At 66.9% G+C, this 22,225-nt stretch carries 22 protein-coding genes and 1 tRNA gene; 11 read left to right on the top strand and 12 right to left on the bottom strand.

Translation table 11 applies throughout. The features are described from left to right. Nucleotides 1-86: 86 nt before the first annotated feature. Together HNP52_RS10045 and HNP52_RS10040 are read left to right on the top strand one after the other, a co-directional pair. A complete protein-coding gene (locus tag HNP52_RS10045; protein ID WP_184166288.1) occupies nt 87-746 on the top strand; it encodes a hypothetical protein in 660 nt (219 codons plus the stop codon). A 46-nt stretch (nt 747-792) separates the two neighbouring features. Continuing rightward, nucleotides 793-1,290, top strand: a complete 498-nt coding sequence (locus HNP52_RS10040; RefSeq protein ID WP_184166285.1) for an EF-hand domain-containing protein — start codon at nt 793-795, stop codon at nt 1,288-1,290. On the opposite strand, the gene trmFO is transcribed toward HNP52_RS10040, so the two are convergent. After that, complete coding sequence (trmFO, locus tag HNP52_RS10035) at nt 1,260-2,606, bottom strand: methylenetetrahydrofolate--tRNA-(uracil(54)-C(5))-methyltransferase (FADH(2)-oxidizing) TrmFO (RefSeq protein WP_184166282.1); 1,347 nt, start codon at nt 2,604-2,606, stop codon at nt 1,260-1,262. The genes HNP52_RS10040 and trmFO overlap by 31 nt on opposite strands. Nucleotides 2,607-2,664: 58 nt before the next feature. Here trmFO and HNP52_RS10030 point away from each other — a divergent pair, with 58 nt between their 5' ends. Together HNP52_RS10030 and HNP52_RS10025 are read left to right on the top strand one after the other, a co-directional pair. Next, a complete protein-coding gene (locus HNP52_RS10030; protein ID WP_184166279.1) occupies nt 2,665-3,309 on the top strand; it encodes a lysoplasmalogenase family protein in 645 nt (214 codons plus the stop codon). After that, on the top strand, nt 3,306-3,737 hold the full coding sequence (locus HNP52_RS10025) for a DUF488 family protein (protein WP_184166275.1): 432 nt from the start codon (nt 3,306-3,308) through the stop codon (nt 3,735-3,737). The genes HNP52_RS10030 and HNP52_RS10025 overlap by 4 nt, the downstream gene beginning before the upstream one ends. Nucleotides 3,738-3,889: 152 nt before the next feature. Here HNP52_RS10025 and HNP52_RS10020 read toward each other — a convergent pair whose 3' ends face one another. Then, nucleotides 3,890-6,643 carry a PAS domain S-box protein gene (locus tag HNP52_RS10020; protein ID WP_184166271.1) on the bottom strand — a complete coding sequence of 918 codons (2,754 nt, stop codon included), beginning with the start codon at nt 6,641-6,643 and terminating at the stop codon, nt 3,890-3,892. Nucleotides 6,644-6,739: 96 nt separating this feature from the next. Continuing rightward, a complete protein-coding gene (locus tag HNP52_RS10015) occupies nt 6,740-8,113 on the bottom strand; it encodes a class II 3-deoxy-7-phosphoheptulonate synthase (protein WP_184168277.1) in 1,374 nt (457 codons plus the stop codon). 554 nt (nt 8,114-8,667) lie between these two features. Between HNP52_RS10015 and HNP52_RS10010 the strand changes: the two genes are divergently transcribed. Together HNP52_RS10010 and HNP52_RS10005 are read left to right on the top strand one after the other, a co-directional pair. Then, on the top strand, nt 8,668-9,453 hold the full coding sequence (locus tag HNP52_RS10010; protein ID WP_184168276.1) for a sulfite exporter TauE/SafE family protein: 786 nt from the start codon (nt 8,668-8,670) through the stop codon (nt 9,451-9,453). A gap of 11 nt (nt 9,454-9,464) precedes the next feature. Continuing rightward, nucleotides 9,465-10,583, top strand: coding sequence for a histidinol-phosphate transaminase (locus tag HNP52_RS10005; RefSeq protein WP_184166268.1), 1,119 nt, complete (start codon nt 9,465-9,467; stop codon nt 10,581-10,583). A 27-nt stretch (nt 10,584-10,610) separates the two neighbouring features. On the opposite strand, the gene HNP52_RS10000 is transcribed toward HNP52_RS10005, so the two are convergent. The 9 genes from HNP52_RS10000 to HNP52_RS09960 form a co-directional block, all read right to left on the bottom strand. Then, nucleotides 10,611-11,066, bottom strand: a complete 456-nt coding sequence (locus HNP52_RS10000; RefSeq protein ID WP_184166265.1) for an SRPBCC family protein — start codon at nt 11,064-11,066, stop codon at nt 10,611-10,613. Nucleotides 11,067-11,068: 2 nt separating this feature from the next. After that, on the bottom strand, nt 11,069-11,395 hold the full coding sequence (locus tag HNP52_RS09995; protein WP_184166262.1) for a helix-turn-helix transcriptional regulator: 327 nt from the start codon (nt 11,393-11,395) through the stop codon (nt 11,069-11,071). Between the two features lie 191 nt (nt 11,396-11,586). Beyond that, entirely contained in the window at nt 11,587-12,522 is a 936-nt protein-coding gene (locus HNP52_RS09990; RefSeq protein ID WP_184166259.1) for an NAD(P)-dependent oxidoreductase, read from the bottom strand. Nucleotides 12,523-12,659: 137 nt separating this feature from the next. Further along, nucleotides 12,660-13,007 (bottom strand): hypothetical protein, encoded by a 348-nt coding sequence (locus tag HNP52_RS09985; RefSeq protein WP_184166257.1) that lies wholly within the window; start codon nt 13,005-13,007, stop codon nt 12,660-12,662. A 20-nt stretch (nt 13,008-13,027) separates the two neighbouring features. Next, nucleotides 13,028-13,594, bottom strand: a complete 567-nt coding sequence (locus tag HNP52_RS09980) for a hypothetical protein (protein ID WP_184166255.1) — start codon at nt 13,592-13,594, stop codon at nt 13,028-13,030. A 110-nt stretch (nt 13,595-13,704) separates the two neighbouring features. Continuing rightward, nucleotides 13,705-15,135: a cysteine--tRNA ligase gene (cysS, locus tag HNP52_RS09975; RefSeq protein ID WP_184166253.1), complete on the bottom strand. Its 1,431-nt coding sequence runs from the start codon at nt 15,133-15,135 to the stop codon at nt 13,705-13,707. Between the two features lie 38 nt (nt 15,136-15,173). After that, on the bottom strand, nt 15,174-15,482 hold the full coding sequence (locus tag HNP52_RS09970) for a hypothetical protein (protein ID WP_184166251.1): 309 nt from the start codon (nt 15,480-15,482) through the stop codon (nt 15,174-15,176). Between the two features lie 56 nt (nt 15,483-15,538). Further along, the gene (locus HNP52_RS09965; protein ID WP_184166249.1) at nt 15,539-15,757 is read right to left on the bottom strand and encodes a hypothetical protein; all 219 of its coding nucleotides are present in this window, start codon (nt 15,755-15,757) and stop codon (nt 15,539-15,541) included. Nucleotides 15,758-15,919: 162 nt separating this feature from the next. Further along, nucleotides 15,920-15,993 (bottom strand) — tRNA-Cys (locus HNP52_RS09960). A 164-nt stretch (nt 15,994-16,157) separates the two neighbouring features. Between HNP52_RS09960 and HNP52_RS09955 the strand changes: the two genes are divergently transcribed. The 5 genes from HNP52_RS09955 to HNP52_RS09935 all read left to right on the top strand — a co-directional run bounded on the left by HNP52_RS09955 (nt 16,158) and on the right by HNP52_RS09935 (nt 22,214). Beyond that, nucleotides 16,158-16,841, top strand: a complete 684-nt coding sequence (locus tag HNP52_RS09955) for a protein-L-isoaspartate O-methyltransferase (RefSeq protein WP_184168275.1) — start codon at nt 16,158-16,160, stop codon at nt 16,839-16,841. A 16-nt stretch (nt 16,842-16,857) separates the two neighbouring features. Further along, a complete protein-coding gene (locus HNP52_RS09950; RefSeq protein ID WP_184166247.1) occupies nt 16,858-18,462 on the top strand; it encodes a TolC family outer membrane protein in 1,605 nt (534 codons plus the stop codon). 36 nt (nt 18,463-18,498) lie between these two features. Beyond that, nucleotides 18,499-19,014 carry a DUF2497 domain-containing protein gene (locus tag HNP52_RS09945; protein WP_184166245.1) on the top strand — a complete coding sequence of 172 codons (516 nt, stop codon included), beginning with the start codon at nt 18,499-18,501 and terminating at the stop codon, nt 19,012-19,014. A 156-nt stretch (nt 19,015-19,170) separates the two neighbouring features. Further along, nucleotides 19,171-21,219, top strand: a complete 2,049-nt coding sequence (locus HNP52_RS09940) for a S9 family peptidase (protein ID WP_184166243.1) — start codon at nt 19,171-19,173, stop codon at nt 21,217-21,219. Nucleotides 21,220-21,305: 86 nt separating this feature from the next. Further along, nucleotides 21,306-22,214, top strand: a complete 909-nt coding sequence (locus HNP52_RS09935) for a hypothetical protein (protein WP_184166240.1) — start codon at nt 21,306-21,308, stop codon at nt 22,212-22,214. Nucleotides 22,215-22,225 lie beyond the last annotated feature (11 nt).

Raw genomic sequence — 22,225 nt, 5'->3', positions numbered from 1 at the left:
CAACGAGACTGCTTGGCTCAGTTGTCGCTAAATACGTATAAATCCGGAAGGTTAATGCCGGCCTTAAGACCGTTGGGACTCGCGGCATGACGGGGATCGTGGAGCAGCCGGAACGAGATCTGGCGCTGAGCTATGCGCCGGTTGCCGGCAGGCCGGGGCTGGCGGCCTTGCTGGCACTGGACGACGCGCTCGCGCTGTTGCTGCGCACCACCCGCGAGCCGGCGGTGGGCCAGATGCGGCTGGCCTGGTGGCGCGAGGCGCTGGAGAAACTCGATCGCGCGCCGGCGCCCGCGGAGCCGGTGCTGCGCGCGATCGAGGCGGAAGTGCTGCCGCGAGGCGTTACCGGCGCGTCGCTGGTGCCAATCGTCCATGGCTGGGAAGTGCTGATCGAGGAGGAAGTGCTCGACGCCGATGCGATCCGGCGCTTCGGCGAAGGGCGCGGGCACCTGTTCGTGGCTGCGGGATCGCTGCTGGGCGCCAAGGGCGACCCGCTGGCAGCTGCGGGGCAGGGCTGGGCGATCGCCGATCTCGGCCGGAACCTGGATGCGGAGGACGAAAGGGCAACTGCCCGCGATCTCGCGGTTCCGCTGCTCGCCAAGGCCACCGGCACGCGCTGGAGCCGGGCCGGGCGCGCACTGGGTGCGATGGCGCATCTGGCGCGGATGGACCTGGCCGAGGCACCCAAAGCGGCAGGTGCGCCGGGGCGCGTCGGCCGTCTGCTCTGGCACCGGCTGACTGGACGCTGACCCCGCTGCCGCGTTAGCCTCGCTCTTCTCAGAGGGGAGAGCGGAAATGTGGCGCTATCTGGTGGGAGCGGGCGGTGCACTGCTGCTGGTCGTGGCGGGTCTTTTCCTGTTTCGCGGGGCCGCCAGCACCGGAAACAGCCTTCCAAAGGCGCCCGTGGCGGCAATCGCGTCCGAAACGGAGCAGGATGTTCCGGGGGAGCCGCCGAGCGCCGCGGCGAAGACGCGCGAGCAGAAGCGCTTCGACCGGATCGACAAGGACAAGAATGACGGCATCAGCAAGGACGAGTTCTTCGCCCTGCGCCGCAAGCTGTTCGCCCGGCTCGACACCGACCATGACGGGAAGCTGAGCTTCGAGGAATGGTCGGTAAAGGCCGTGGAGCGCTTTGCCGGGGCCGACAAGGACAAGTCAGGCGTGCTGAACCGCGCCGAATTCGCCACCACCGCCGTGAAGCGCAAGCCCAAGCCGCGCTGCGTCTGCGCGCCCGCCGGAGCGAAGGCGCAGACGCCGGTGGCTCAGGACGCGGCGGACGACAGCGAAGGCTGAGCCATCCAGCCGGTCTTCGCCTCCCGGGCGCGATCAGTGTACATCAGCTTGCGATCGGCCTTCTTGGTCTTGCCCGGGATCGGCGGGAACAGGCCGAAATTGACGTTCATCGGCTGATAGGTCTCGGCTTCCGCCTCACCGGTGATGTGCGAGAGCAGCGCGCCCAGCGCCATCTCGCGCGGCGGCGCGGTCAGCGTCTCGCCGGCGAGTTCGGCCGCGGCGAAGCGCCCGGCGAGCAGGCCGATCGCCGAGCTCTCGACATAGCCTTCGCAGCCGGTGATCTGGCCGGCGAAGCGGATATGCGGGGCGCTGCGCAGGCGGAGTTGGCCGTCGAGCAGCTCGGGCGACTTGATGAAGGTATTGCGGTGCAGGCCGCCCAGGCGCGCGAACTCGGCATTCTCGAGCCCCGGGATCGTGCGGAACAGCGCAACTTGCTCGGCATATTTGAGCTTGGTCTGGAAGCCGACCATGTTCCACAGCGTGGCGCTGGCATTGTCCTGGCGGAGCTGGACCACCGCATAGGGCCAGCGGCCGGTCTTCGGGTCATCGAGGCCAACGCCCTTCATCGGCCCGAAGCGCAGCGTTTCCAGGCCTCGCTCGGCCATGACCTCGATCGGCATGCAGCCTTCGAAATAGGGAACATCCTCCCACTCGCGGAACTCGGTCTTCTCGCCGGCCATCAGCGCGGCGTGGAAGGCGTAATATTGCTCCTTGGTCATCGGGCAGTTGATATAGTCCTTGCCCGTGCCGCCCGGGCCGACCTTGTTCCAGCGCGACTGGAACCACGCCACGTCCATGTTGATCGACTCGCGATGCACGATCGGGGCGATCGCGTCGAAGAAGGCGAGCTGGTCCTTGCCGGTGGCGGTGCCGATGCTCTCGGCCAGGCCGGGGGCGGTGAGCGGGCCGGTGGCGATGATCGTCAGCCCGCTCTCGGGCAGCTTGTCGACGCGCTCGCGGACGATCTCGATATTGGGGTGCGCCATCAGCGCGGCGGTGACGCCGTCCGAGAAACGGTCGCGATCGACCGCGAGGGCGGAGCCGGCGGGGACCTTGTGGATGTCGCCCTGCGCCATGATCAGCGAGCCGAGGTCGCGCATTTCCTGGTGGAGCAGGCCGACCGCGTTGCTCTGGGCGTCGTCCGAGCGGAAGCTGTTCGAGCAGACCAGCTCGGCAAGGCCCTCGGTCTGGTGCGCCGGCGTCATCGTGCCGCTGCCGCGCATTTCGGAAAGGCGGACCTTGAAGCCCTTGTTGGCGAGCTGCCATGCGGCTTCCGAGCCGGCCAGGCCGCCGCCGATGATGTGAATGTCGTGCATGGGGACGTCCGGTAGCGCCAAGCTTGGCAATGCGCCAGTCACACGGCATCAAGGGCGAATGGACCGCACCCGTATCGACCCGCTCTTCGCGCTCGCCCTGATCGCCGGCGCTACCTATTACGCCAATGTCTGGCTGGAGGCGGGCGGCACCGCCGCGGTGGTGTGGAAGGGCGCGGGCGTGGCGCTGCTCGCCTTCTGGGCGCGGGGCAAGGCGGCGAGCGGCGATGGCCGGGTGCTCGGCGCGGTGCTGGCGCTGGGCGCGCTGGGCGACGTGCTGCTCGAGCTGCAGGGCATGGCGGCGGGCGGGCTCGCCTTCCTCGCCGGGCACTTCCTCGCTTCCTATCTCTACCTGCGCCACAAGCGCGTGCCCGCCGCCCAGTGGATCGCGCCGCCGGTGGCGATGGCGGCGGCGCTGCTCGCCTGGTGGGTGTTCAAGGGCGGCTATCAGGTCGAGCTGCTCGCCTTCTATGTGTTCGGCCTGTCGCTGATGGCGGCATCGGCGATGCTCAGCCGGCTCGGCACGCTGGTCGCGGCGGGTGCGCTGCTGTTCTTCGTGTCCGACTGGCTGATCTTCCTCAACGAAGGGCGGATGCTGCCGCCGCTGGTTGCGTCGCTGCTGGTGTGGCCGACCTATTTCATCGGCCAGGCACTGATCGCCTGGGGCGGCGTTCATGCCCTGAACCAGGAGGCGCCCAGGCCATGAAGATCTTCACCATCGGCTATGAAGCGACGACGATGGACGAGTTCATCGCGGCGCTGCGCAAGGCCGGGGTGGAGCGGGTGATCGACGTGCGGGCAGTGCCGCTGTCGCGGCGGCCGGGCTTCTCGAAGAACATCCTCGCGGCGAGCCTGAAGGACGCCGGGATCGACTATGTGCTGCTAAAGAACCTCGGCACGCCCAAGCTCGGGCGCGATGCCGCCAAGAAGGGCGATGTGAAGACGCTGCGCGGCGTCTATGCCGGCCAGCTCGAGCTGCCCGAGGCACAGGCGGAAGCAGCGATGATGCGGGCGCTGGCGGCGGAGAAGCCGAGCGCGCTGCTCTGTTTCGAGCGCGATCCGGCGCATTGCCACCGCACCCTGCTGCTCGCCGCGGAAGGCGAGGGTGCCGAGGTGGTGGATCTGTTTCCCTAGGGCCCGGAAAGGCCGGGGCGGCCGTAATGTCAGGGGGAGATTCGGCCGCCCCGTAGGTTTGGGGGACCGGCGTCACAGAGGGGCAAGGCGCCGGCCCGCTCCCCTCTGGGGGCCGGGTCTTGCAGCGGTGTTTCAGTTTGTTGCGCGGTGCCTCAGGCTGTTACGCTGGCCTCGACGCTCGGCAGCGCGAAGCTGAACATCGCGCCGCCCTCGGGCCGGTTCTCCGCCCAGAGCCGCCCGCCATGCGCCTCGACGATGGTCCGGCAGATCGGCAGGCCGAGGCCGGTGCCGCTTTCCTTGGTGGTGCGGAACGGCTCGAACAGATTGTCGAGGATCGCGTCGCTGAGGCCCGGGCCGGAATCGGCGATCCGGACGATCACCTCATGCTCCTCGGTCCGTGCCGTCACGCTCACTTCGCGCAGCGGGCTGTGGCTGGTCGCCTCGACCGCGTTGCGGATCAGGTTGGTCAGCACCTGCTCGATCTGGAGCGCATCGCCGATCAGCTCGGCCTCACCGGTGTCGCAGTCGCACTCGATCGTCACTTCGCGCGAGACCTTGAGCTGGCGCACCGCGGTGCAGGCGGTGCGGATCACGCGATCAAGGTCGAGATGCGCCTGGTTGACCTCACCGGTGACGGTGAAGGAGCGGATCTTGCGGATGATGTCGCCGGCCCGCAGCGCCTGCACCCGGGCCCGGTCCAGCGCATCGAGGATGTCGTGATCCGGATCGCCGCGCGAGCGGGTAAGATAGCGGCAGGCCTCGAGATAGTTGGTGATCGCCGCCAGCGGCTGGTTGAGCTCGTGCGCGAGTGTGGATGCCATTGCACCCATCGCATTCAGGCGGGCGAGGCGGAGCAGCTTCTCATGCGCCTCGCGTAGTTGTGCCTCGGCCTCGATGTCATGCGTGATGTCGATGATGAGGCCGAGCAGCCGCGGCTGGCCATTGTGCGGATCATAGCGCCCCTGCAGCGTCACCCAGCGGATCTCGCCATCGGCCATGGTTAGGCGCAGCGTCATGTCGAGCGGCCCCTGGGCCCGCCGCGCATGGACGATCGCCTTGCGCAGCTCGATGACCTGGTCGATCCCGAGCCGATCAGCGACATCCGCCAGGCGATATTCGCCCTCGTGCCATTCGAGCCCGAACAGGCGCGCGCTTTCCGGCGAATGGCGCGAGCCGCCACGGATCAGATTGATCTCCCAGACCCCCACGCCAGCGGCTTCCTGGGCGAGGCGGAGCAGCTTCTCGCTCTCCTCGAGCGCGCGCTGGGCAGCGATGCGGCGCGACACGTCGAGGATCACCACCGCGATATAATCCGGCGCGCCGTCACCCGCCCGCACCATGTTGGCGGTGCAATGCACCGGACGCAGCTGACCATCGGGCAGCCGCAGCATGCGATCGTCCGAATAGAGCGGGATTTCGCCACGGGCGAGCGCCTGGATGCCTTCCTCGGTCGATGGCCATTGCTCGGCGGTGCCGACCTTGCGGCAATTCTGCCCGAGCAGTTCATTGCGGGGATAGCCGGTCATCTCGCAGATCCGGTCATTCACTTCGAGGAAGACGCCCTCGAGCGAGAGGCGGGCAACGCCGACCCCGGCCTGCTCGAACACGGCGCGATAGCGGCGCTCGGCCTCCTCCAGCCTGCGCCGCGCTTCCATTTCGGCGGTGATGAACTCGCTGGTTATCACGACGCCGGCGATCTGGCTGTCCTCGTCGCGCCACGGGTGGAAGCTCCAGCGGACATAGTCGACGGTGCCGTCCGGATGATGCAAGGCATCGCCATTGCCCGAAAGCGTCTCGCCCGCCAGCACGCGCGCATATTGCTGTCGACGCTCCGGAGCGCAGGTCGGAAAGACCTCGAAGTGGCTGCGCCCCTCTATCGACACGCCCTCGGGCAAGCGGAAATCGGTGATGAAGCGCTTGGACGTGGCGACGAAGTGCAGATTCCGGTCGAGGATCGCCACCGCCGAAGTCGCATCGCGGACCATGTTGGTCAGGTTCAGCCGCGCGATCTCCAGCCGCCGCGCCGCCAGGCTGAGCTTGTCCTCCGCATGGCGCTCATCGGCATAGGCTGCGAGCAGGAATATGGTCGCGCAGGTCACCGCGACGAATATCTGCGCCAGGAGCTGCCGATGGTCGGACGCCGCAGTGGAGAAGGGGCCGGTTTCGATCTCGGTGCTCCACAGCACGATCAACGCGCTGATCGCCACCGACGTCGTCGCGCCCCGCAGGTGCCATCCCAGCGCGGCAAGCACCAGCGGTGGGAAGATCGCCCAGCTCATCGGGCTGCCGGTGGTCGTAAGGAAGGCATGGGCGGCGATGGCGCCGCAGAACAGCATGACCGCAACGAAGCCGACCCAGCGCAAGGGCGACCAGCGCTCGCGCGGCGGCGTCGCCCACACAAGCACCAGCGGCGCGACGAGGATCATGCCAAGCCCTTGCTGGGCGAACCTGTCAATGAAAGTAGCGGGCTGCCCCACCACCGTAGCGCCAAGCGCGACTATCGCGGCAGCAACCAGCGAGCCGGCAACCGCGGCCAGGAAAATCCAGAGGATCGAACGCGGATCGAGCAGTTCGTTCGGGTTGATGCCGCGGCGCTTGATGAGCATCGCGGTGACCAATGCACCGAGCGCCAGCCCTATTGCGCGGAAAAGCTGTTCGATCAGCGGGAAGGGAGACTGGAACAGCCAATAGGTGAGCAGCACCGCCACGGCGAGCAGTGGCCAGAATCGCGTGCTGGTCAGCAGCAATCCACCGACGGAAACGCCGATGGCGAGCCCGATGGGAGGACTATGGCCGGTAGAGCGATGCCAGAGAGCCCAGGCGATGCAGCCGGCCAGCGCACCGACGAACAGCTGCAGCGCCGGGCGCACCGACGCAAACCAGTTCTCTGGCAGACGCTCCCTCACCGTTGCCAAGCAAAACTCCGCGCAAAGCGTAGCCAATCCAGGATGCTGACAGCGATGTAAATCCGTTAATTAACGGAGCGGTTCCGTAATATTCGATCAAGCAGCTGCTTTTCTGCGTTCAGCCATTTCCTCGTTGAGCATTTCCGCAAGCAGGAAAGCGAGCTCCAGGCTCTGTCCCGCATTGAGACGCGGGTCGCAATGCGTGTGGTAACGATCGGCCAGGCCCTGCTCGGTGATGTCGATCGCGCCGCCGGTGCATTCGGTGACATTCTGCCCCGTCATCTCGGCATGGATGCCGCCGGCGAAGGTGCCTTCCGCCCGGTGGACGGCGAAGAAGCCGCGGACTTCGGCAAGGATTCGATCGAACGGGCGGGTCTTGTAGCCATTTGCCGCCTTGATGACGTTTCCGTGCATCGGATCGCAGCTCCACACCACCGGATGGCCCTCGCGCTTCACCGCGCGGACGAGTTTGGGCAGACCCGCCTCGATCTTGTCGTGGCCGTAGCGCGTGATCAGCGTCATCCGCCCCGGCGTGCGGCTGGGGTTGAGCGTGTCGAGCAGGCGCAGCAGCGCGTCCGGCTCGAGGCTGGGCCCGCACTTCATGCCGATCGGATTGCCGATGCCGCGCAGGAACTCGACATGCGCCGAACCCTCGAACCGCGTACGATCGCCGATCCACAGGAAGTGCGCCGAGGTATCGTACCAGTCGCCGGTCAGCGAATCCTGGCGGGTCATCGCTTCCTCATAGGGGAGCAGCAGCGCCTCGTGGCTGGTGTAGAAGCTGGTCGCCTTCAACTGCGGCACGCTGTCCGCATCGATGCCGCAAGCGGCCATGAAGTCGAGCGCCTCGCCGATCCGGTCGGCGACATCGGCGTACTTCTTCGCCCAGGGGCTGCGGCCCATGAAGTCGTGGGTCCATTTATGGACCTGGTGCAGGTTCGCATAGCCGCCCTGCGCGAAGGCACGGAGCAGGTTGAGCGTCGCCGCCGACTGCGAATAGCCCTGGAGCATGCGCTGCGGATCGGGGATGCGCGCCTCGGGGGTGAAGGCGATGTCGTTGACATTGTCGCCGCGGTAGCTGGGCAGCTCGACGCCGTTGATCGTCTCGGTATCGGCCGAGCGCGGCTTGGCGAACTGGCCGGCCATGCGGCCGAGCTTCACCGTCGGCAGCTTCGAGGCGAAGGTGAGCACCACCGCCATCTGGAGCAGCACGCGGAAGGTGTCGCGGATGTTGTTCGGGTGGAACTCGGCGAAGCTCTCGGCGCAATCGCCGCCCTGGAGCAGGAAGGCCTCGCCGCGCGACACCTTGGCCAGCTCGCTGGTCAGCTCGCGCGCCTCGCCCGCGAAGACGAGGGGCGGGAAGGAGGTCAGCTGGTTGGTCGCCGCGTCGAGCGCGCCCTGATCGGGGTAATTGGGCAGCTGGCGCGCCTCGGCGGCCTTCCAGCTCGAGGGGCTCCAGCTTGCATGCATGTCATTCTCCGCGTCGCGCACAGTCACATTCCAGTCGGCATGGCCGGCAATGCCATGCGCGGCGATCAGGTTCGCCACCTTGGCATTGGCGCGCTTGCCATCCTTTTCCCAACCCTGGACCGTCGAGCCCGGGATATCGAACCACGCGCCAAAGGCAGCGCGGGTGAGGGAGCGTTCCTCGCGGAAGCGGCGGATCTTGGTGCCTGCAAGTGTCGTCATAGTGCAGGCGCCTTACCCCTGCTGGGTAAAATCCTGCAAGCGAAAAATTTCCCCGGCAGGGTAATTCATGCGCGCTTGCAGTCGGCGCGGTCTCTGATAGCCTCACCCATGCCGGAATCGCAGGCCGGCAGCGACGCGGCCATGCGTCGCAAGGAACGTACATAGCGGCATGCACCGTCCGACGGCCCCAAAGGGCGCGGACCGGGAAGCGCGCCGCGACGGGAGAGGCAGGAAGCTCAGCGGGAGAGTTTCGTGCCCAAAGTTCTTTTGCGCGTACCCAGTCTCGAAGGAAGTGCCCGGTGACCGCGGTTGCCGGGATAGAAGCGCTCGCGGCCATGCTTGCCGCCGGGCTGGTGGCCGGGTTTGCCGGCGGGCTGTTCGGCATCGGCGGCGGCTTCGTCGTCGTGCCGGCGCTGTTCGCGGTGCTGCCGCTGCTGGGCGGCAGCCCGGACGAACTGGCCCATGTTGCGATCGGCACGTCGCTGGCCACCATCGTCGCGACCTCGATCCGGTCGGTCCACGCCCATGCCAAGCGCGGCGCGGTGGACTTCGACGTGCTGAAAAGCTGGGCGCCGTGGATCGTGCTCGGGGTCGGCGGCGGGGTGTTGCTGGCGGCACGGGTGCCGGGTGCGGGGCTGGCCGCGATCTTTGGCACCGGCGTGCTGATCATGGCCGTGCATTTCCTGTTCCCGCTGCTCTCCGAGCGCCAGCTGGCGACTGCCATGCCGGGTGGCGCCGCGCGGGCGGGGATCGCGGGCGGGCTCGGCGCCTTTTCCTCGCTGCTCGGCATCGGCGGCGGCACCATCGCGATCATCGTGATGACGCTGTGCGGCAAATCGATCCACCGCGCGATCGCCACAGCCTCGGGCATCGGCGCGATCATCGCCATTCCCGGCGTGATCGGCTTCATCGCGATCGGGCTGGGCAAGCCTGGGCTGCCGTTCGGCTCGCTGGGCTTCGTCAACCTGCCGGCGGCGCTGGTCGTCACCTCGACCACGCTGATCTCGGCACCCTGGGGCGTCGCCGCCGCGCATGCGCTCAGTCCGTCGCTGCTGCGTCGGATCTTCGGATTGTACCTCGTGCTGATCGGGATCGTGATGATCCGCAACGGACTCAAATGAAGGAGGCGAAGATGGTCGAGCTTTCGAGAAGGACGCTGATCCGCGGCGGTGCCGCAACCGCGGCCTGTGCCGCATTCCCGCCGCGCCTTGCCTATGCCGCGTCAGGGGCCGAGGCGCCGCTGTTCGGGCCGGCGGCGGATATCGCGCTGCTCTCGCGCAACGAGAACCCCTATGGCCCGGCACCGAGCGCGATCGCGGCGATCGCCGAATGGTCGGCCAAGGGATGCTATTACGCCGACACCGCCGCCAGGAAGCTGACCGCGATGATCGCCGAGCGCTTCGGGGTGACGCCGGATCATGTCGCGCTCGGCAGCGGATCGACCGAAGTGCTGAGCGCGGCGGGGCTCGCGCTGAAAGGCAAGGGTGCGATCCTGTGCCCCGAGCTGTTCTGGGATACGACCGCGCTTTATGCCGAGGCCAAGGGCGCGAAGCTGAAGCGCGTGGCGCTCAAGCCGGACCTGGACATCGATCTTGACGCGATGGCTGCGGCGGTAGGCCCCGATGTCGGGCTCGTCCATATCTGCAACCCGAACAACCCGACCGGGCGGCTGCTCGACGGCGATGCGATGCGCGCCTTTGTCCGCAAGGTCGGCCCGAGCGCGACGGTGCTGGTCGACGAAGCCTATATGGAGCTGACCGACAGGCCCGACTACAGCTCAGTCTCGGCGCTGGTGAAGGAGGGGCACAACCTGCTCGTCTGCCGCACCTTCTCCAAGATCTACGGCATGGCCGGGCTGCGCGTCGGCTTCGCGATCGGCCAGCCCGAGACGATCGCGACGATCCGCAAGTACGAGATGAGCTTCGGCGGCAATACCGCAGGGCTGGCGGCGGCGATCGCCTCGTACAACGACACGGCGTTCACCGGCTTCTCGAAGAACCGGATCCTGGAAGGGCGCGGGCTGATCCTCGACGCGGTGAAGAAGGCGGGGCTGAGCGCCGCGCCGAGCCAGGCGAACTTCGTGTATGTGAAGGTGCCCGATGCCGACGCGGTGCAGAAGGCGATGGCGGCCAAGGGCATCCAGATCCGCGGCGCCTATGGCAAATGGTCGCAATGGTCGCGCGTCTCGACCGGCAGGATCGAGGATGTGAAGCGCTATGCCGCGGCGCTGCCGGAGGTGGTGGGGGCCTGATCGCGGGGAGGGCGGGGCATGCCCGGCTCAGTCGGGCAGCGTCTCGCCCAGCTTGTCGTACTGCAGGCTGATCCCGTGGAAGCGGGAGCCATTATCCTCATAGCCGTCGAGATAGATGCCGTGCTCGGTATGGAGCAGGCGCGTGCCGGCGCCGTCGGGCTGAAGCTCGATCGAACAGAGGCTCACCGAGATCGGCTTGCCGTTGAGCTTCATGCGATAGGCATAGACGATCCGGCTGTCGGGCACGATGTCGTGATAGGAGGCGTCGAAGCGGGTGACCGTGCCGCTCTTCCACTGGCCCTCCAGATGCTCGGTGCCGCCGACCCGGAAGTCGAAATGGCGATCGACCATGTCCCAGAGTTCGTTCGGGCCCGAGAACCAGCGCGCCTTGCCTTCCTCGCTGGCGAAGGCAGCGAAGACCCGGGCCGGGGACTGCTTGAAGCGGCGCTCGATGACGAACTTGTCGTGGACGGCTTCGGCCATGCTCAATTCTCCTGGTCCTCGGCGTCGAGGAATTTGGCGAGGCGATCGTAGCGCGCCTCGGTCGCGCGGCGGCGCTCGATGATCCATTGCTCGACCGCCGCCAGGGCGAGCGGCTCGAGCGTGCAGGTGCGGACGCGGCCTTGCTTCTCGGTACGCACCAGACCCGCGCCCTCGAGCACACGAACATGCTGGAGGAAGCTCGGCATCGCCATGGTGAAGCCCGATGCGAGATCGCTGACGCTGGCCGGGCCATCGCCCAGCCGCTCGACCACCGCCCGGCGGGTGGGATCGGCAAGCGCAGCGAAGGCAGCGTCGATTTGGTTAGGCATGGAGCTAAGTAATATGCGATGTGCCACTGCGGCAAGCGGCAATTGCGCATGCCGCGTTCAACCCATCCTGTTCCCCGGCGAAGGCCGGGGCCCAGCCGCAATGTCGTTGGAGAGGTTGGCCCGTCCTATCGAGCTGCGCCGAAACTGGGCCCCGGCCTTCGCCGGGGAACAAGTGGGGCCACGTCTCCGGTCTAATAGCCCGCCACGAGGTCCACTTCGTTCTTCAGCGGGCGCCCCTCGACGAACGCGTTGATGTTCTCGACGAACAGGGCCGCGGCGCGGAGGAACATGCGTGTCTGGCTGCGGCCCGACAGGTGCATCGAGTGGATGACGTTGGGCGTGGTCCATAGCGGATGCTCGGGCGGCAATGGCTCGGGCGTGACGGTGTCGAGAAAGGCGCCGGCGATGCGCCGCTTGGTGCAGGCCTCGATCAGCGCGTCCTGGTCGATCAGCTCGCCACGGCCGACATTGATGATCCAGGCGCTCGGCTTCATCGCCGCCAGCTCCTCGGCGCCGATCATCGCACGGCTGGCATCGGTGGATGGAGCGGCGAGGAACACCCAGTCGGTCTCGGGCAGCAGCGCGCGCCACGCATCCGGGCCCACGGTGCCTTCGGCGCCTGAACGGGTGACGCCGGTCACTTCGACACCGAAGCCCTGCAGTCGCGCGCCGATCAGCCTGCCGATCGTGCCATAGCCGATCACCAGCGCCTTGCTCTCGAACAGCTCGAGCTTGCCGGGCGCGTCGGTGGGCCATTCCTGGCGATCAGCGGCGCGGACGACCTGGTCGAAGCGCTTGGCGGCGACCAGCGCACCCATCACCGCATATTCGGCGACGGTATGCGCATTGACCCCGCTGCCGTTGGTCACCCGGGTGCCGCGTTCGCGCAGCAGCCCGGTATCGAGCACGTCGAGCCCGGCATAGATGGTCGACAGCCATTGGAGCCGCGTCGCCGCGGCTACATTCTCCGCCCAGACCTGCGGATTGTTGTGATCGAGCCAGGCGATATCGGCGTCGGCGACCGCGACGCGCGCTTCCTCGGGAGTGGCGAACCAGACGATATCGAGGCCCGCCGGCAGATGCGGTTCGACGAGCGGCCGGGCCAATGCGGGCAGGACGGCCTTCATCGGGCGAATCCTACGCTTGCCGGATCGAGCTGCCGTTTCCGCATCACCTTGCTCCTGTTGCTCAGGCCCATATCTGGCGAAAGCAGGCGGAGGGATGCAAGGGCGGAGCTGCAAGAAATCCGGTCGCTCGATGGGGACTATTGCCGGATCACGTAGCTGTTGAAGATGCCGTCGGGCTCGCGTTTCTGCCGCTCATTGGTGGCGCGGGTCAGCTGGGCGCAGGCGCCGAGCGCGATATTGTCACACTTGTTCCCGATGCTCTCCTGCTCCTCGGCGTGCCGCGCATAGGCCGCGTCATAGGCCTGCTTATAGCCGGGCTTCATGTCGAGAAACGGCTGGTGCCAGTGGATCCAGCGGTCGATCTTGTTGCGCGCCTGCTTGGCGGCGAATGCGGCTTGCGCGAGCCCGCGCACGGCCTTGCGATGGCGCTCTTCCGCCACTTTGTAGTTCTTGTAGATCTGCGGCGGGACGAGCGGCGCCAGCAACTTCAGGGCCGACCCAGGGGTCAATTGCGGCGGAACTGCCAGTTCACTCCACCGGAACCGCGAACCGAGAGGGCGCCGCCAGCCAGCGAATAGCGATAGGTCTCGGTGATGGCCGCAACGGTGCCGGTGCCGCTCTTGCCGCAGCTGCTCCGCCAAGCCTCGGTGCCGCTGTTCGTCGCGAAGCTGATCTTGTCGCCCGCGATCGAAACCCGACCGTGTTTTTCCTGCTCTATGGTGCGTGTGCAACGCGCGCCCTCGGGCTGCGTCTTGGTAATGCGCCAGCTATAGCTACCGTCAGGGCGGATCGACAGGCTCATGCGGCGATCGACGCGCATCGGCGTCGCCTCGGTGACGATCGTGGTATTGGTATAGGACCCGGTGCCGACAGTCCCGCCCAGGCTGGTACCGTAATTGGGGGTCATGCTCGGCTGAAGCTTGAACTTCGGCGCGATCACCAGTTCCTGTCCGGTCGAGGCCTGGGACCAGTTTCCGGCGAGCTTCGGCTCGTCGCCATTGGCCCAGACCGTCGCGGCGGCGAAGAGGGCAGGGACGACGAGCAGCGTGACAAGGACAGGGCAGGACTTCATCGGGGCATCTCCGGACACGGGGGATGCCTGTCCGGTGCAGTCATGGCGACCGAAACCCAGCCGGCATCGACCAAGCCGGCCGGCGACGCTGCGAAACCCGCCCGCTGCGATTAAATCGCCGGCTTCCAGTCCCAGCCGAGCGGATCGCCGTCCATCACTTCCACGCCAGCGGCAGTCAGTTCGTCACGGATCATGTCCGAGCGCTGGAAGTCCTTCACCAGCCGCGCTTCCTTGCGCTCGACCAGGCGATCCTCGATCTCCTCGGCGCTGATCGTCGCATTGGCCGGGCGGACGCGGAGTTCCTCGCGGGTCAGCTCAAGCAGGCGCAGGCCGAGCACCGCGTCGAACGCGGCGAGACCGGCGAGGCGGTCGACAGGCGACAGCTTCTTCTCGGCGAGCATCTCGTCCAGTGCGGGCAGCGCCTTGGGCGTGTTGAGATCGTCCGACACCGCCTCGTCCAGCCGCTCCAGCCAGTTGACCGGCACAGTGCCGTCGCCCTCGGCACGCGCCTTGAGCGCGCTCACCGTCATCACCAGCCGCTTGAGGCGGGTGAGGGCGGCGGCGAGGTTCTCGGCCGAGAATTCCAGCTCGCTGCGATACTGGGCGGAAAGGCACATCAGGCGATAGGCCAGCGGATGCACGCCCGCGTCGATCAGCGACTGCAGCGTGGTGAAGCCGCCCTTGGACTTCGACATCTTGCCCTGGCGGTCGACCAGGAAGTTGTTGTGCATCCAGAAATGCGAGCCGGTATCCGAGCAGCCGCAGAACGCCTGGTTTTGCGCGATCTCGTTGGGGTGATGGATCTCGCGGTGATCAATGCCACCGGTGTGGATGTCGAACGGCGCCCCGAGATACTTGATGCTCATCACCGAGCATTCGAGGTGCCAGCCCGGCGCGCCCTTGCCCCAGGGGCTGTCCCATTCCATCTGGCGCTGCTCGCCCTCCGGCGATTTCCGCCAGATCGCGAAGTCCTGCGGATGGCGCTTGCCCGCAACCGGATCGATCCGCCCCTCGGCAGCATCGTCCTGGTTGCCGGCGAGACGGCCGTAATCGGGCACGCTGGTCGTGTCGAAATACAGGCCCGACTCGAGCTCGTAGCAATGTTCCGGCGCGATCTTCTCGGCGAAGTCGATCATCTCGGCGATGTGATCGGTCGCCACCGACCAGCGCGTGGGCTGGCGGATGTTGAGATCGGCGATGTTCTGCTTGAACGCCGCGGTATAGTGCGCGGCGATGTCCCAGATGCTCTTCGCCTGGGCCTTGGCCGCAGCTTCCATCTTGTCGTCGCCGGCATCGGCGTCGCTGGTCAGGTGGCCGACATCGGTGATGTTGATGACATGGGTGAGGGGATAGCCCTTCCAGGTCAGCACACGGCTGAGCGTGTCGGTGAAGACATAGGCGCGCAGATTGCCGAGATGGGCGTAATTGTAGACCGTGGGCCCGCAGGAATAGACGCGTACGCCTTGCTCGGGGTCGAGCGGCTGGAAGGATTCCAAACTGCGGGTGAGCGAGTTGTAAAGCGTGAGCTGGGCGCCGGTCATTCCGGAGGCATTAGCGGCTCGCGCCCCGGCTGCAAGCCTCAGGCGGGTTCGGCCACCGTATCCACCGTCTCCACCGCTTGTTCCAGCGCGGCGCGGACCATCGCGTTCCAGATCAGCGCCGGATCATCTCCCGCTTCGCGCCCGGCCTCGACCATCTCGCGAGTCGGCTCGCGCAGGGTGCGCAGGATCGCCATCGCCCGCTCGACCTCGACCGGCCAGATCCGCTCGACCATGAGCCCGACCGGCTCCGCCGGCTCCTCGAACGCCTCGCCATTGGGGCTCAGCATCTCGGCGGCGATCACGCGCGCGATCCGCTCGACGGGCGAGGTAACGGAAACATCGGTCATAAGCGTTCCTGTTCGCGGAGTTCAGACCCGCGGAAACGCATGAGCAGGCGGGAGGTTCAGGCAGCCAGCGCCGCCTCGCCCTGCCGACGGATGACACCATTGCCGGAACTGCCCCCCGCCATCAGCGGCAATGCCGTCGCGCAGAACGCGCATTCAGCGGTCAACCGGCCGATGACCCAATGAGACCCCCCGCAGCCCGGACAATAATTCTGCTGCTGCGGACGATACGCGACACGATAGCCGGTAAGAGCGTGTCGGATGCCGAAATCGTACATGCCTCGTCTCCCGATAATCGGGAGGTCAACGGCACGGAATCGTGATTTGTTCCGCGTGCGGGTCGGTACGCAGCCGACGGGCCGTGCGAATCCGTAGATGAGTTGCAGGAAAGCCACACCGGCACGGCCAGCAAGGTGACGCGTCATGGTGGAGAAATGGAGTGGAGGCCCGAGCCGGAATCGAACCGGCGTGCAAGGATTTGCAGTCCTCTGCGTCACCACTCCGCCATCGGGCCTCGGAGCGAGGGGCGGCAATGCGCAGGTGCTTGCGGTCCTGTCAACATTGCAGTGCAAAAATAGCTGCGCGCATTGCTTGGCGAAGCCATATGAAGGGGATACAAGCCGCCTACAGAAACAGTGTATTGCACAACTAATACGGTTGTGCCAGATATCCGGAGTGATGATGGCTCTTTCGGTCGATACCGCGCCTGCCGAGGCGAACCGCTTCGAAGTGATGCGCCACGCGATGGTCGCCAGCCAGCTGCGCACCAACGCGGTCAATGATGTTCGCGTGGTCGAGGTGATGGCACGCGTTCCGCGCGAGGACTTCCTGCCGGAAGAGAATCGCGCGATCGCCTATCGCGACACGCTGCTGCCGCTGCCGGGCGGTCGCAGCCAGAACCTGCCGCTGGCGACGGGCCGGCTGCTGACGGTCGCGAATGTCCGCCCGACCGACAAGGTACTGCTGATCGCCGCCGCCGGTGGCTATGCCGCCGCGCTGCTCGCCGATCTCGCTACGTCGGTGGTCGCGGTCGAGGAGGAGCCGGCCCTGGCCGCGCTCGCCCGCACCGCGCTGGCCGGCTATGCCAATGTCGAGCCGATCGAAGGTCCGCTGGCCGCCGGCCACGCCTCGGAAGGCCCGTATGATCTTCTGGTGGTCGATGGTGCGGTCGAGGAGCTTCCCGCCGCGCTGCTCGACCAGCTCAAGCCCGATGGCCGCGTGGTCACCGGTATCGTGGATCGGGGCGTCACCCGCCTCGCCACCGGTCAGCGGACCGAGGGGGGCTTCGGCCTCACCGACTTCGCCGACATCGAATGTGCAGTGCTTCCTGGTTTCGAACGCCTACGAACCTTTAAATTCTGATCTGAAGAAGAGGCTCATGCGAATTTCCTCTCTGTTCCTGGGCGTCAGCCTTGTTGCGATCGCCGTGCCTGCCGCCGCGCAGACCACGACGACGCGTTCGGGCACCAGCACGCCCGTGCGTGTCGAAGTCGGCACTGCGGCTCCGGCCGAGGCCGCGCAACCGACGACGACGCTGCGCGATGCACTGGTTCAGGCGTACAACACCAATCCGGGCCTCCAGTCGGACCGCGCCACCCAGCGCGCGAACGACGAGAATGTCCCGATCGCACGAGCCGCGGGCCGTCCGGGCCTGAACGGCACCGCGTCGGTCACCGACAGCATCTATGACAGCGACGCGCTGTCCGGTCCGTTCGCCGGGCCGACTCGCCAGGGCCGCGCCGGCCTCAGCGTCTCGGTGCCGGTCTATTCGGGCGGCGCTGTGCGCAATTCGGTGCGCGCGGCCGAAACCCGCGTCGATGCCGGCCAGGCCAGCCTGCGCGGTTCGGAAGCCCAGCTCTTCACCGATGCGGTGACGTCCTATGTCGACGTGCTGCGCTTCGAGGCGATCGTTCGCCTCAACCAGCAGAACGTCCATGTGCTGGAGGTCAACCTTCAGGCGACTCGCGACCGGTTCGAGGTCGGCGACCTGACCCGCACCGACGTCGCCCAGTCGGAAGCGCGCCTCGCGCTTGCCCAGAGCCAGCTGCGCACCGCCGAAGCCGGGCTGATCGGTTCGCGCGAAAATTATATCCGCATCATCGGCGCGCCTCCGGGCGTGCTCGCCCAGCCGCCGGCACTGCCGAACCTGCCGGGCGACGTGCAGGACGCCGAACAGGCAGCGATCGCGAGCAATCCGGATCTTGAGGCGGCGCAGAAGCAGCGCGATGCCACCGCGTTCGACGTGCGTGCCGCCAGGGCGACGCGCTCGCCCCAGGTCGCGCTGACCGCGAGCAGCAACTATTATAATTATCTCGGCTCGCTGAGCGACCAGCTGCACGCCGCGAACGGCATCAACGCCAACGGCATCGCGAACAGCGTCGGCGCCCAGGTGACGCTGCCGATCTTCCAGGGCGGTCGCCCGGCCGCGCAGGTCCGCCAGGCCCAGGCGCGTCGCGCCGCGGCGATGGAGACCGTCACGCTCACCGAGCGCGGCGTGATCGCCCAGGTCCGCTCGGCCTATGCCAACTACCAGTCCTCGCTGCGGGTGATCGAATCGACCCGCATCGCGGTCGATGCCAACAAGCTCAGCCTCGAGGGCGTCCGCGCCGAGAACAGCGTCGGCACCCGCACGATCCTCGACATCCTGAACGCGGAGCAGGAACTGCTCAACAGCCAGGTCAATTATGTCACGGCGGAGCGCGACGCCTATGTCGCCGGCTTCCAGCTGCTGGCGGCGATGGGCCGGGCCGAGGCACGCGACCTTAACCTTGATGGCGGGCCGCTCTACGACCCCGAGATCAACTACAAGCGCGTGAAGAATCGCTGGTCGGACCGCAACGACGATCCCGAGCCGCAGACGGTGGGCACCCGCACCAACCAGACGCCGGTGCAGACGCCGGACGTCAGCGGCACGTCGCTCGACCCGGTGCTCCAGCGCAGCGACACCACGCGGCCTGTTGACATTAACCGTAAAAAGCCGTGATTACCCCACCCCGGGGCTTGCAGGAGTAGCCGGTTGATGGGGGACATCAGTAGCGAACCGTCGATGGAGGAGATTCTTTCCTCCATCAAGCGCATCATCGCCGAGGAAGGCGATGCTGCCATCGCGACGCGTACGCGTCGTGCCGGTCGCGCGACGACGACGGTGGCGGACAAGTCCGCCACGGTTGACGAGATACTTGAGCTGAGCCAACCGGTCGAAGAAGACAGACTGGAGACGCCGACGCCGATGTCGATGGGTTCCCCTACGCAGCCCGAAGCTCCCGCCAAGAAGGCGGCCGCGCCCGCAGCCGCGGCACCGGCAGAGCAGCCCGCCGATCCGATCGTGTCGGAGAGCGCCGTCCAGGCGACTCGCGGCCCGCTCGAGGCGCTTTCCCGGATGGTGGTGAAGCCCGAGGTGACCGGTTCGGACACGCTCGAGGGCATGGTCCGCGAAATGCTCAAGCCGATGCTGCGCGACTGGCTGGACGCCAATCTGCCGCGCCTGGTCGAGGACATGGTCGCGAAGGAAATCTCGCGGATCACCGGGCGGTAATAGCGAAATCCCGTTCCCGTCATCCCGGCGAAAGCCGGGATCTTGTACGGCTCTTTTCCCGCCTTCGCCTGAGATCCCGGCTTTCGCCGGGATGACGATATTTTGTTGCGCGCGACAGATTGTAACGCCCGCAACCTTCCGGCTATCCTCGTGGCCATGAAGCACATCCTGCTCGCGAGCGTTGCGCTCGCCGCCACCACCGCGCCCGCGCTGGCGCGTGACCTCACCATCCAGGACGTCGCCACCTTGTCGCGCGTCGGTGCGCCGGCGGTATCGCCCGACGGCCACTGGCTCGTCTGGCAGCAGCGCGAGACCGATCTCGCCGCCAACAAGGGACGCTACGACCTGTGGCGCCTCGACCTGACGGTGAAGGGCGCCAAGCCCGAGAAGCTCGTGGCGGAAGCGGACGTCAACGAGACCAGCCCGCAATTCTCGGCCGACGGCAAGACCGTGTGGTTCCAGTCGGACAAGGGCGGCGACGATGCCGTGTGGGGCGTGGCCGTCACCGGCGGTGCGCCGACCCAGCTCACCCATATCCCGGGCGGGTTCAGCGGCTTCAAGGTTTCGCCCGACGGCTCGAAGCTGCTCGTCTGGGCCGATCGCAAGCCCGGCGCGCCCAGCCTCGAGCCCGCGATGGTCAAGAAGGACCCCAATGCCGGTTCGGGCCGCACCTATGACCAGCTGTTCGTGCGCCACTGGGATACGTGGTCGAACGGCGAACGCTCGCAGCTGTTCGTGCTGCCCTTCGGCCCGAACGGCGCCACCGGCAACGGCACCCCGATCATCGGCAGCCTGATCGGCGACACGCCTTCCAAGCCGTCCGGCGGCGGCGAGGAAGTATCGTGGAGCGCGGACGGCAAGACCGTCTACTTCGCGCTGCGCGAGGCGGGGCGGATCGAGTCCAAGTCGACCAATCTCGACATCTTCGCGGCGCCCGCCGACGGCAGCTCGGCGCCGGTGAACCTGACCAAGGCGAATGAGGGGATGGACAATCTCCCGACCGTTTCGCCGGACGGCAAGTGGCTCGCCTATTTCTCGATGGCGCGGGCAACCTATGAGGCCGATCGCCAGGTGCTCCAGCTGCGCAACCTCGCCACCGGCGAAGTGAAGGCGCTGACCCAGGCCTGGGACCGCTCGGTCGGCTCGATCGCCTGGGCGCCGGACTCCAGGACGATCTACGTCACCGCCGAGGATACGCAGGAGAACCCGATCTGGTCGGTCGATCCGAAGACCGGCAAGGTCACCCGGCTCACCCAGCTCGGCAATGTCTCGGCGATCGTGCCGACCAAGGGCGGCATCGTCTATTCGATGAACAGCCTCACCGCGCCGGACGATTTCTACGCGCTCAAGGGCAAGGCCAGCACGCGGCTGACCTCGGTCAATGCCGAGAAGCTTGCCGGCATCGACCTGCCCAAGGTCGAGCGGTTCAGCTTCACCGGTGCGAACAACGACACCGTCTGGGGCTATTCGGTGCGCCCGGCCAGCCTGGCCGAGGGCAAGAAGGCGCCGATCGCCTTCATCGTCCATGGCGGCCCGCAGGGTTCGAGCAACAACAGCTGGTCCTATCGCTGGAACCCGGCCGTGTTCGCCGGCGCCGGCTATGCGGTGGTCGCGGTCGATTTCCACGGCTCGACCGGCTATGGCCAGGCCTTCACCGACGCGATCCGCAACAATTGGGGCGGCTGGCCGCTCGAGGACCTGCAGAAGGGCCTCAAGGCCGCGACGGACAAGTTCGCATACCTCGATGCCGACAATGCCTGCGCGCTCGGCGCTTCGTATGGCGGCTACATGATGAACTGGATCGAGGGGCAGTGGCCCGACCGGTTCAAGTGCATCGTCCAGCATGACGGCGTGTTCGACGCCCGCGCCATGGCCTATGAGACCGAGGAGCTGTGGTTCGACGAGTGGGAACATGGCGGCAAGGCCTATTTCGAGGACCCCGCCGCGTTCGAGAAGTGGAACCCGGTCAATCATGTCGACAAGTGGAAGACCCCGCAGCTGGTGATCACCAGCGAGAAGGACTTCCGCATCCCCTATACCCAGGGCCTGGCCGCGTTCACCGCGCTCCAGCGCCGCGAGATCCCGTCCAAGCTGCTGGTGTTCCCGGACGAGAACCACTGGGTGCTCAAGCCGAAGAACTCGATGCAGTGGTATGGCAATGTGCTCGGCTGGCTGGACCAGTATACCCGCAAGGCCGCGCAGTAACTTCGCTCGGAAATGGCTTGAAGTCCGTTAGCTAGCGGGCTGCGTATCGGGTAGTTGGTCCCCCTTGTCTTTGGGGGAGACACTTGATGCGCAGCCTGCTCGCCATTCTGTTCCTGCTGTCCACCAATCTGGTCGTCGGGCCAGCGCTGGCGCAGGACGGTGTCCTTGTCGCCAACGAACAGGACGGCGTATTCGTCGCCAACGAGACAGCCGCGCCGGCGGATACGGCCGCGCCGCAAGCCGCCGTTCCACCCCAGGCGAACCAGGCCGGCGCCGATGCGGGGGATCCGGAAGCGCCGCAGGTGATCACCGAATCGGGCAAGGCGCTGATCGTGCTGTTCGTGCTCGCGGCGATCCTCGAATCCGCGCTGGCATGGTTCTTCAACCTCGGCTTCGTCGCGGCCTTCTTCAACGGGCGGAACATCAAGCCGATCCTCTCCTGCCTGTTCGCGCTGGCGGTGACCTTCGGCTTCCAGTCGGTGCTGCTGATCGAGCTGTTCGCGAACTATGGCTATGACACCGGCGGTGCCGATGCGCATTTCCTCTGCCGGCTCATCGAATCGCTGGTGCTCGCGGGCGGCAGCGCGGGGGTGAACCGCCTGCTGCGCAACTTGGGCATCCGCCCCGTCGACCCGGTTGCCGAGCGCAACCCGGTGCCGCAGCCGCTGGATGCCTGGATCGCGGTGGAGCATCGCCGCATCGACGCCAGCGGTCCGGTGGACGTCGAGATCGGCACGGCGGGGGAGGGCGGCGCCACCAGCTGGATGATCGCCGGCCAGATCACCGGCGCAAGACCGCTCACCGGCTTCGCGAAATGGCTGCTGCGCGACCGCAGCCGCTTCCCGGCGAGCGGGGGCTATGTCGTGACGCCGGGCGTTCCGATCAGCGTGCGCCTGGCCTGGACCAAGGCCGACGGCACGATCGTCCACTCGCCGGTCTGGGGGCCGAACGCGCTGGCCGACCGCGCCATCGTCGACATCGATCTCGCACTCTAGCGGCGGGGCGC

The sequence above is a fragment of the Sphingomonas kyeonggiensis genome (assembly GCF_014204495.1).
Classification (GTDB): domain Bacteria; phylum Pseudomonadota; class Alphaproteobacteria; order Sphingomonadales; family Sphingomonadaceae; genus Sphingomonas; species Sphingomonas kyeonggiensis_A.
The sequence above is the reverse complement of the archived record's forward strand: the minus strand, read 5'-3'. Positions and strand labels throughout refer to the sequence as shown.

Coding starts and splice junctions, on each gene's coding strand:
- HNP52_RS09965 (WP_184166249.1), bottom strand. CDS start 15,757: ATGTACGATTTCGGCATCCGACACGCTCTTACCGGCTATCGTGTCGCG.
- HNP52_RS09970 (WP_184166251.1), bottom strand. CDS start 15,482: ATGACCGATGTTTCCGTTACCTCGCCCGTCGAGCGGATCGCGCGCGTG.
- cysS (WP_184166253.1), bottom strand. CDS start 15,135: ATGACCGGCGCCCAGCTCACGCTTTACAACTCGCTCACCCGCAGTTTG.
- HNP52_RS10005 (WP_184166268.1), top strand. CDS start 9,465: ATGGTCGAGCTTTCGAGAAGGACGCTGATCCGCGGCGGTGCCGCAACC.
- HNP52_RS10015 (WP_184168277.1), bottom strand. CDS start 8,113: ATGCATGCAAGCTGGAGCCCCTCGAGCTGGAAGGCCGCCGAGGCGCGC.
- HNP52_RS09955 (WP_184168275.1), top strand. CDS start 16,158: ATGATGGCTCTTTCGGTCGATACCGCGCCTGCCGAGGCGAACCGCTTC.
- trmFO (WP_184166282.1), bottom strand. CDS start 2,606: ATGCACGACATTCACATCATCGGCGGCGGCCTGGCCGGCTCGGAAGCC.
- HNP52_RS09935 (WP_184166240.1), top strand. CDS start 21,306: ATGCGCAGCCTGCTCGCCATTCTGTTCCTGCTGTCCACCAATCTGGTC.
- HNP52_RS09950 (WP_184166247.1), top strand. CDS start 16,858: ATGCGAATTTCCTCTCTGTTCCTGGGCGTCAGCCTTGTTGCGATCGCC.
- HNP52_RS10045 (WP_184166288.1), top strand. CDS start 87: ATGACGGGGATCGTGGAGCAGCCGGAACGAGATCTGGCGCTGAGCTAT.
- HNP52_RS10000 (WP_184166265.1), bottom strand. CDS start 11,066: ATGGCCGAAGCCGTCCACGACAAGTTCGTCATCGAGCGCCGCTTCAAG.
- HNP52_RS09980 (WP_184166255.1), bottom strand. CDS start 13,594: ATGAAGTCCTGCCCTGTCCTTGTCACGCTGCTCGTCGTCCCTGCCCTC.
- HNP52_RS10025 (WP_184166275.1), top strand. CDS start 3,306: ATGAAGATCTTCACCATCGGCTATGAAGCGACGACGATGGACGAGTTC.
- HNP52_RS10010 (WP_184168276.1), top strand. CDS start 8,668: ATGCTTGCCGCCGGGCTGGTGGCCGGGTTTGCCGGCGGGCTGTTCGGC.
- HNP52_RS09990 (WP_184166259.1), bottom strand. CDS start 12,522: ATGAAGGCCGTCCTGCCCGCATTGGCCCGGCCGCTCGTCGAACCGCAT.
- HNP52_RS10030 (WP_184166279.1), top strand. CDS start 2,665: ATGGACCGCACCCGTATCGACCCGCTCTTCGCGCTCGCCCTGATCGCC.
- HNP52_RS09940 (WP_184166243.1), top strand. CDS start 19,171: ATGAAGCACATCCTGCTCGCGAGCGTTGCGCTCGCCGCCACCACCGCG.
- HNP52_RS09945 (WP_184166245.1), top strand. CDS start 18,499: ATGGGGGACATCAGTAGCGAACCGTCGATGGAGGAGATTCTTTCCTCC.
- HNP52_RS10040 (WP_184166285.1), top strand. CDS start 793: ATGTGGCGCTATCTGGTGGGAGCGGGCGGTGCACTGCTGCTGGTCGTG.
- HNP52_RS09995 (WP_184166262.1), bottom strand. CDS start 11,395: ATGCCTAACCAAATCGACGCTGCCTTCGCTGCGCTTGCCGATCCCACC.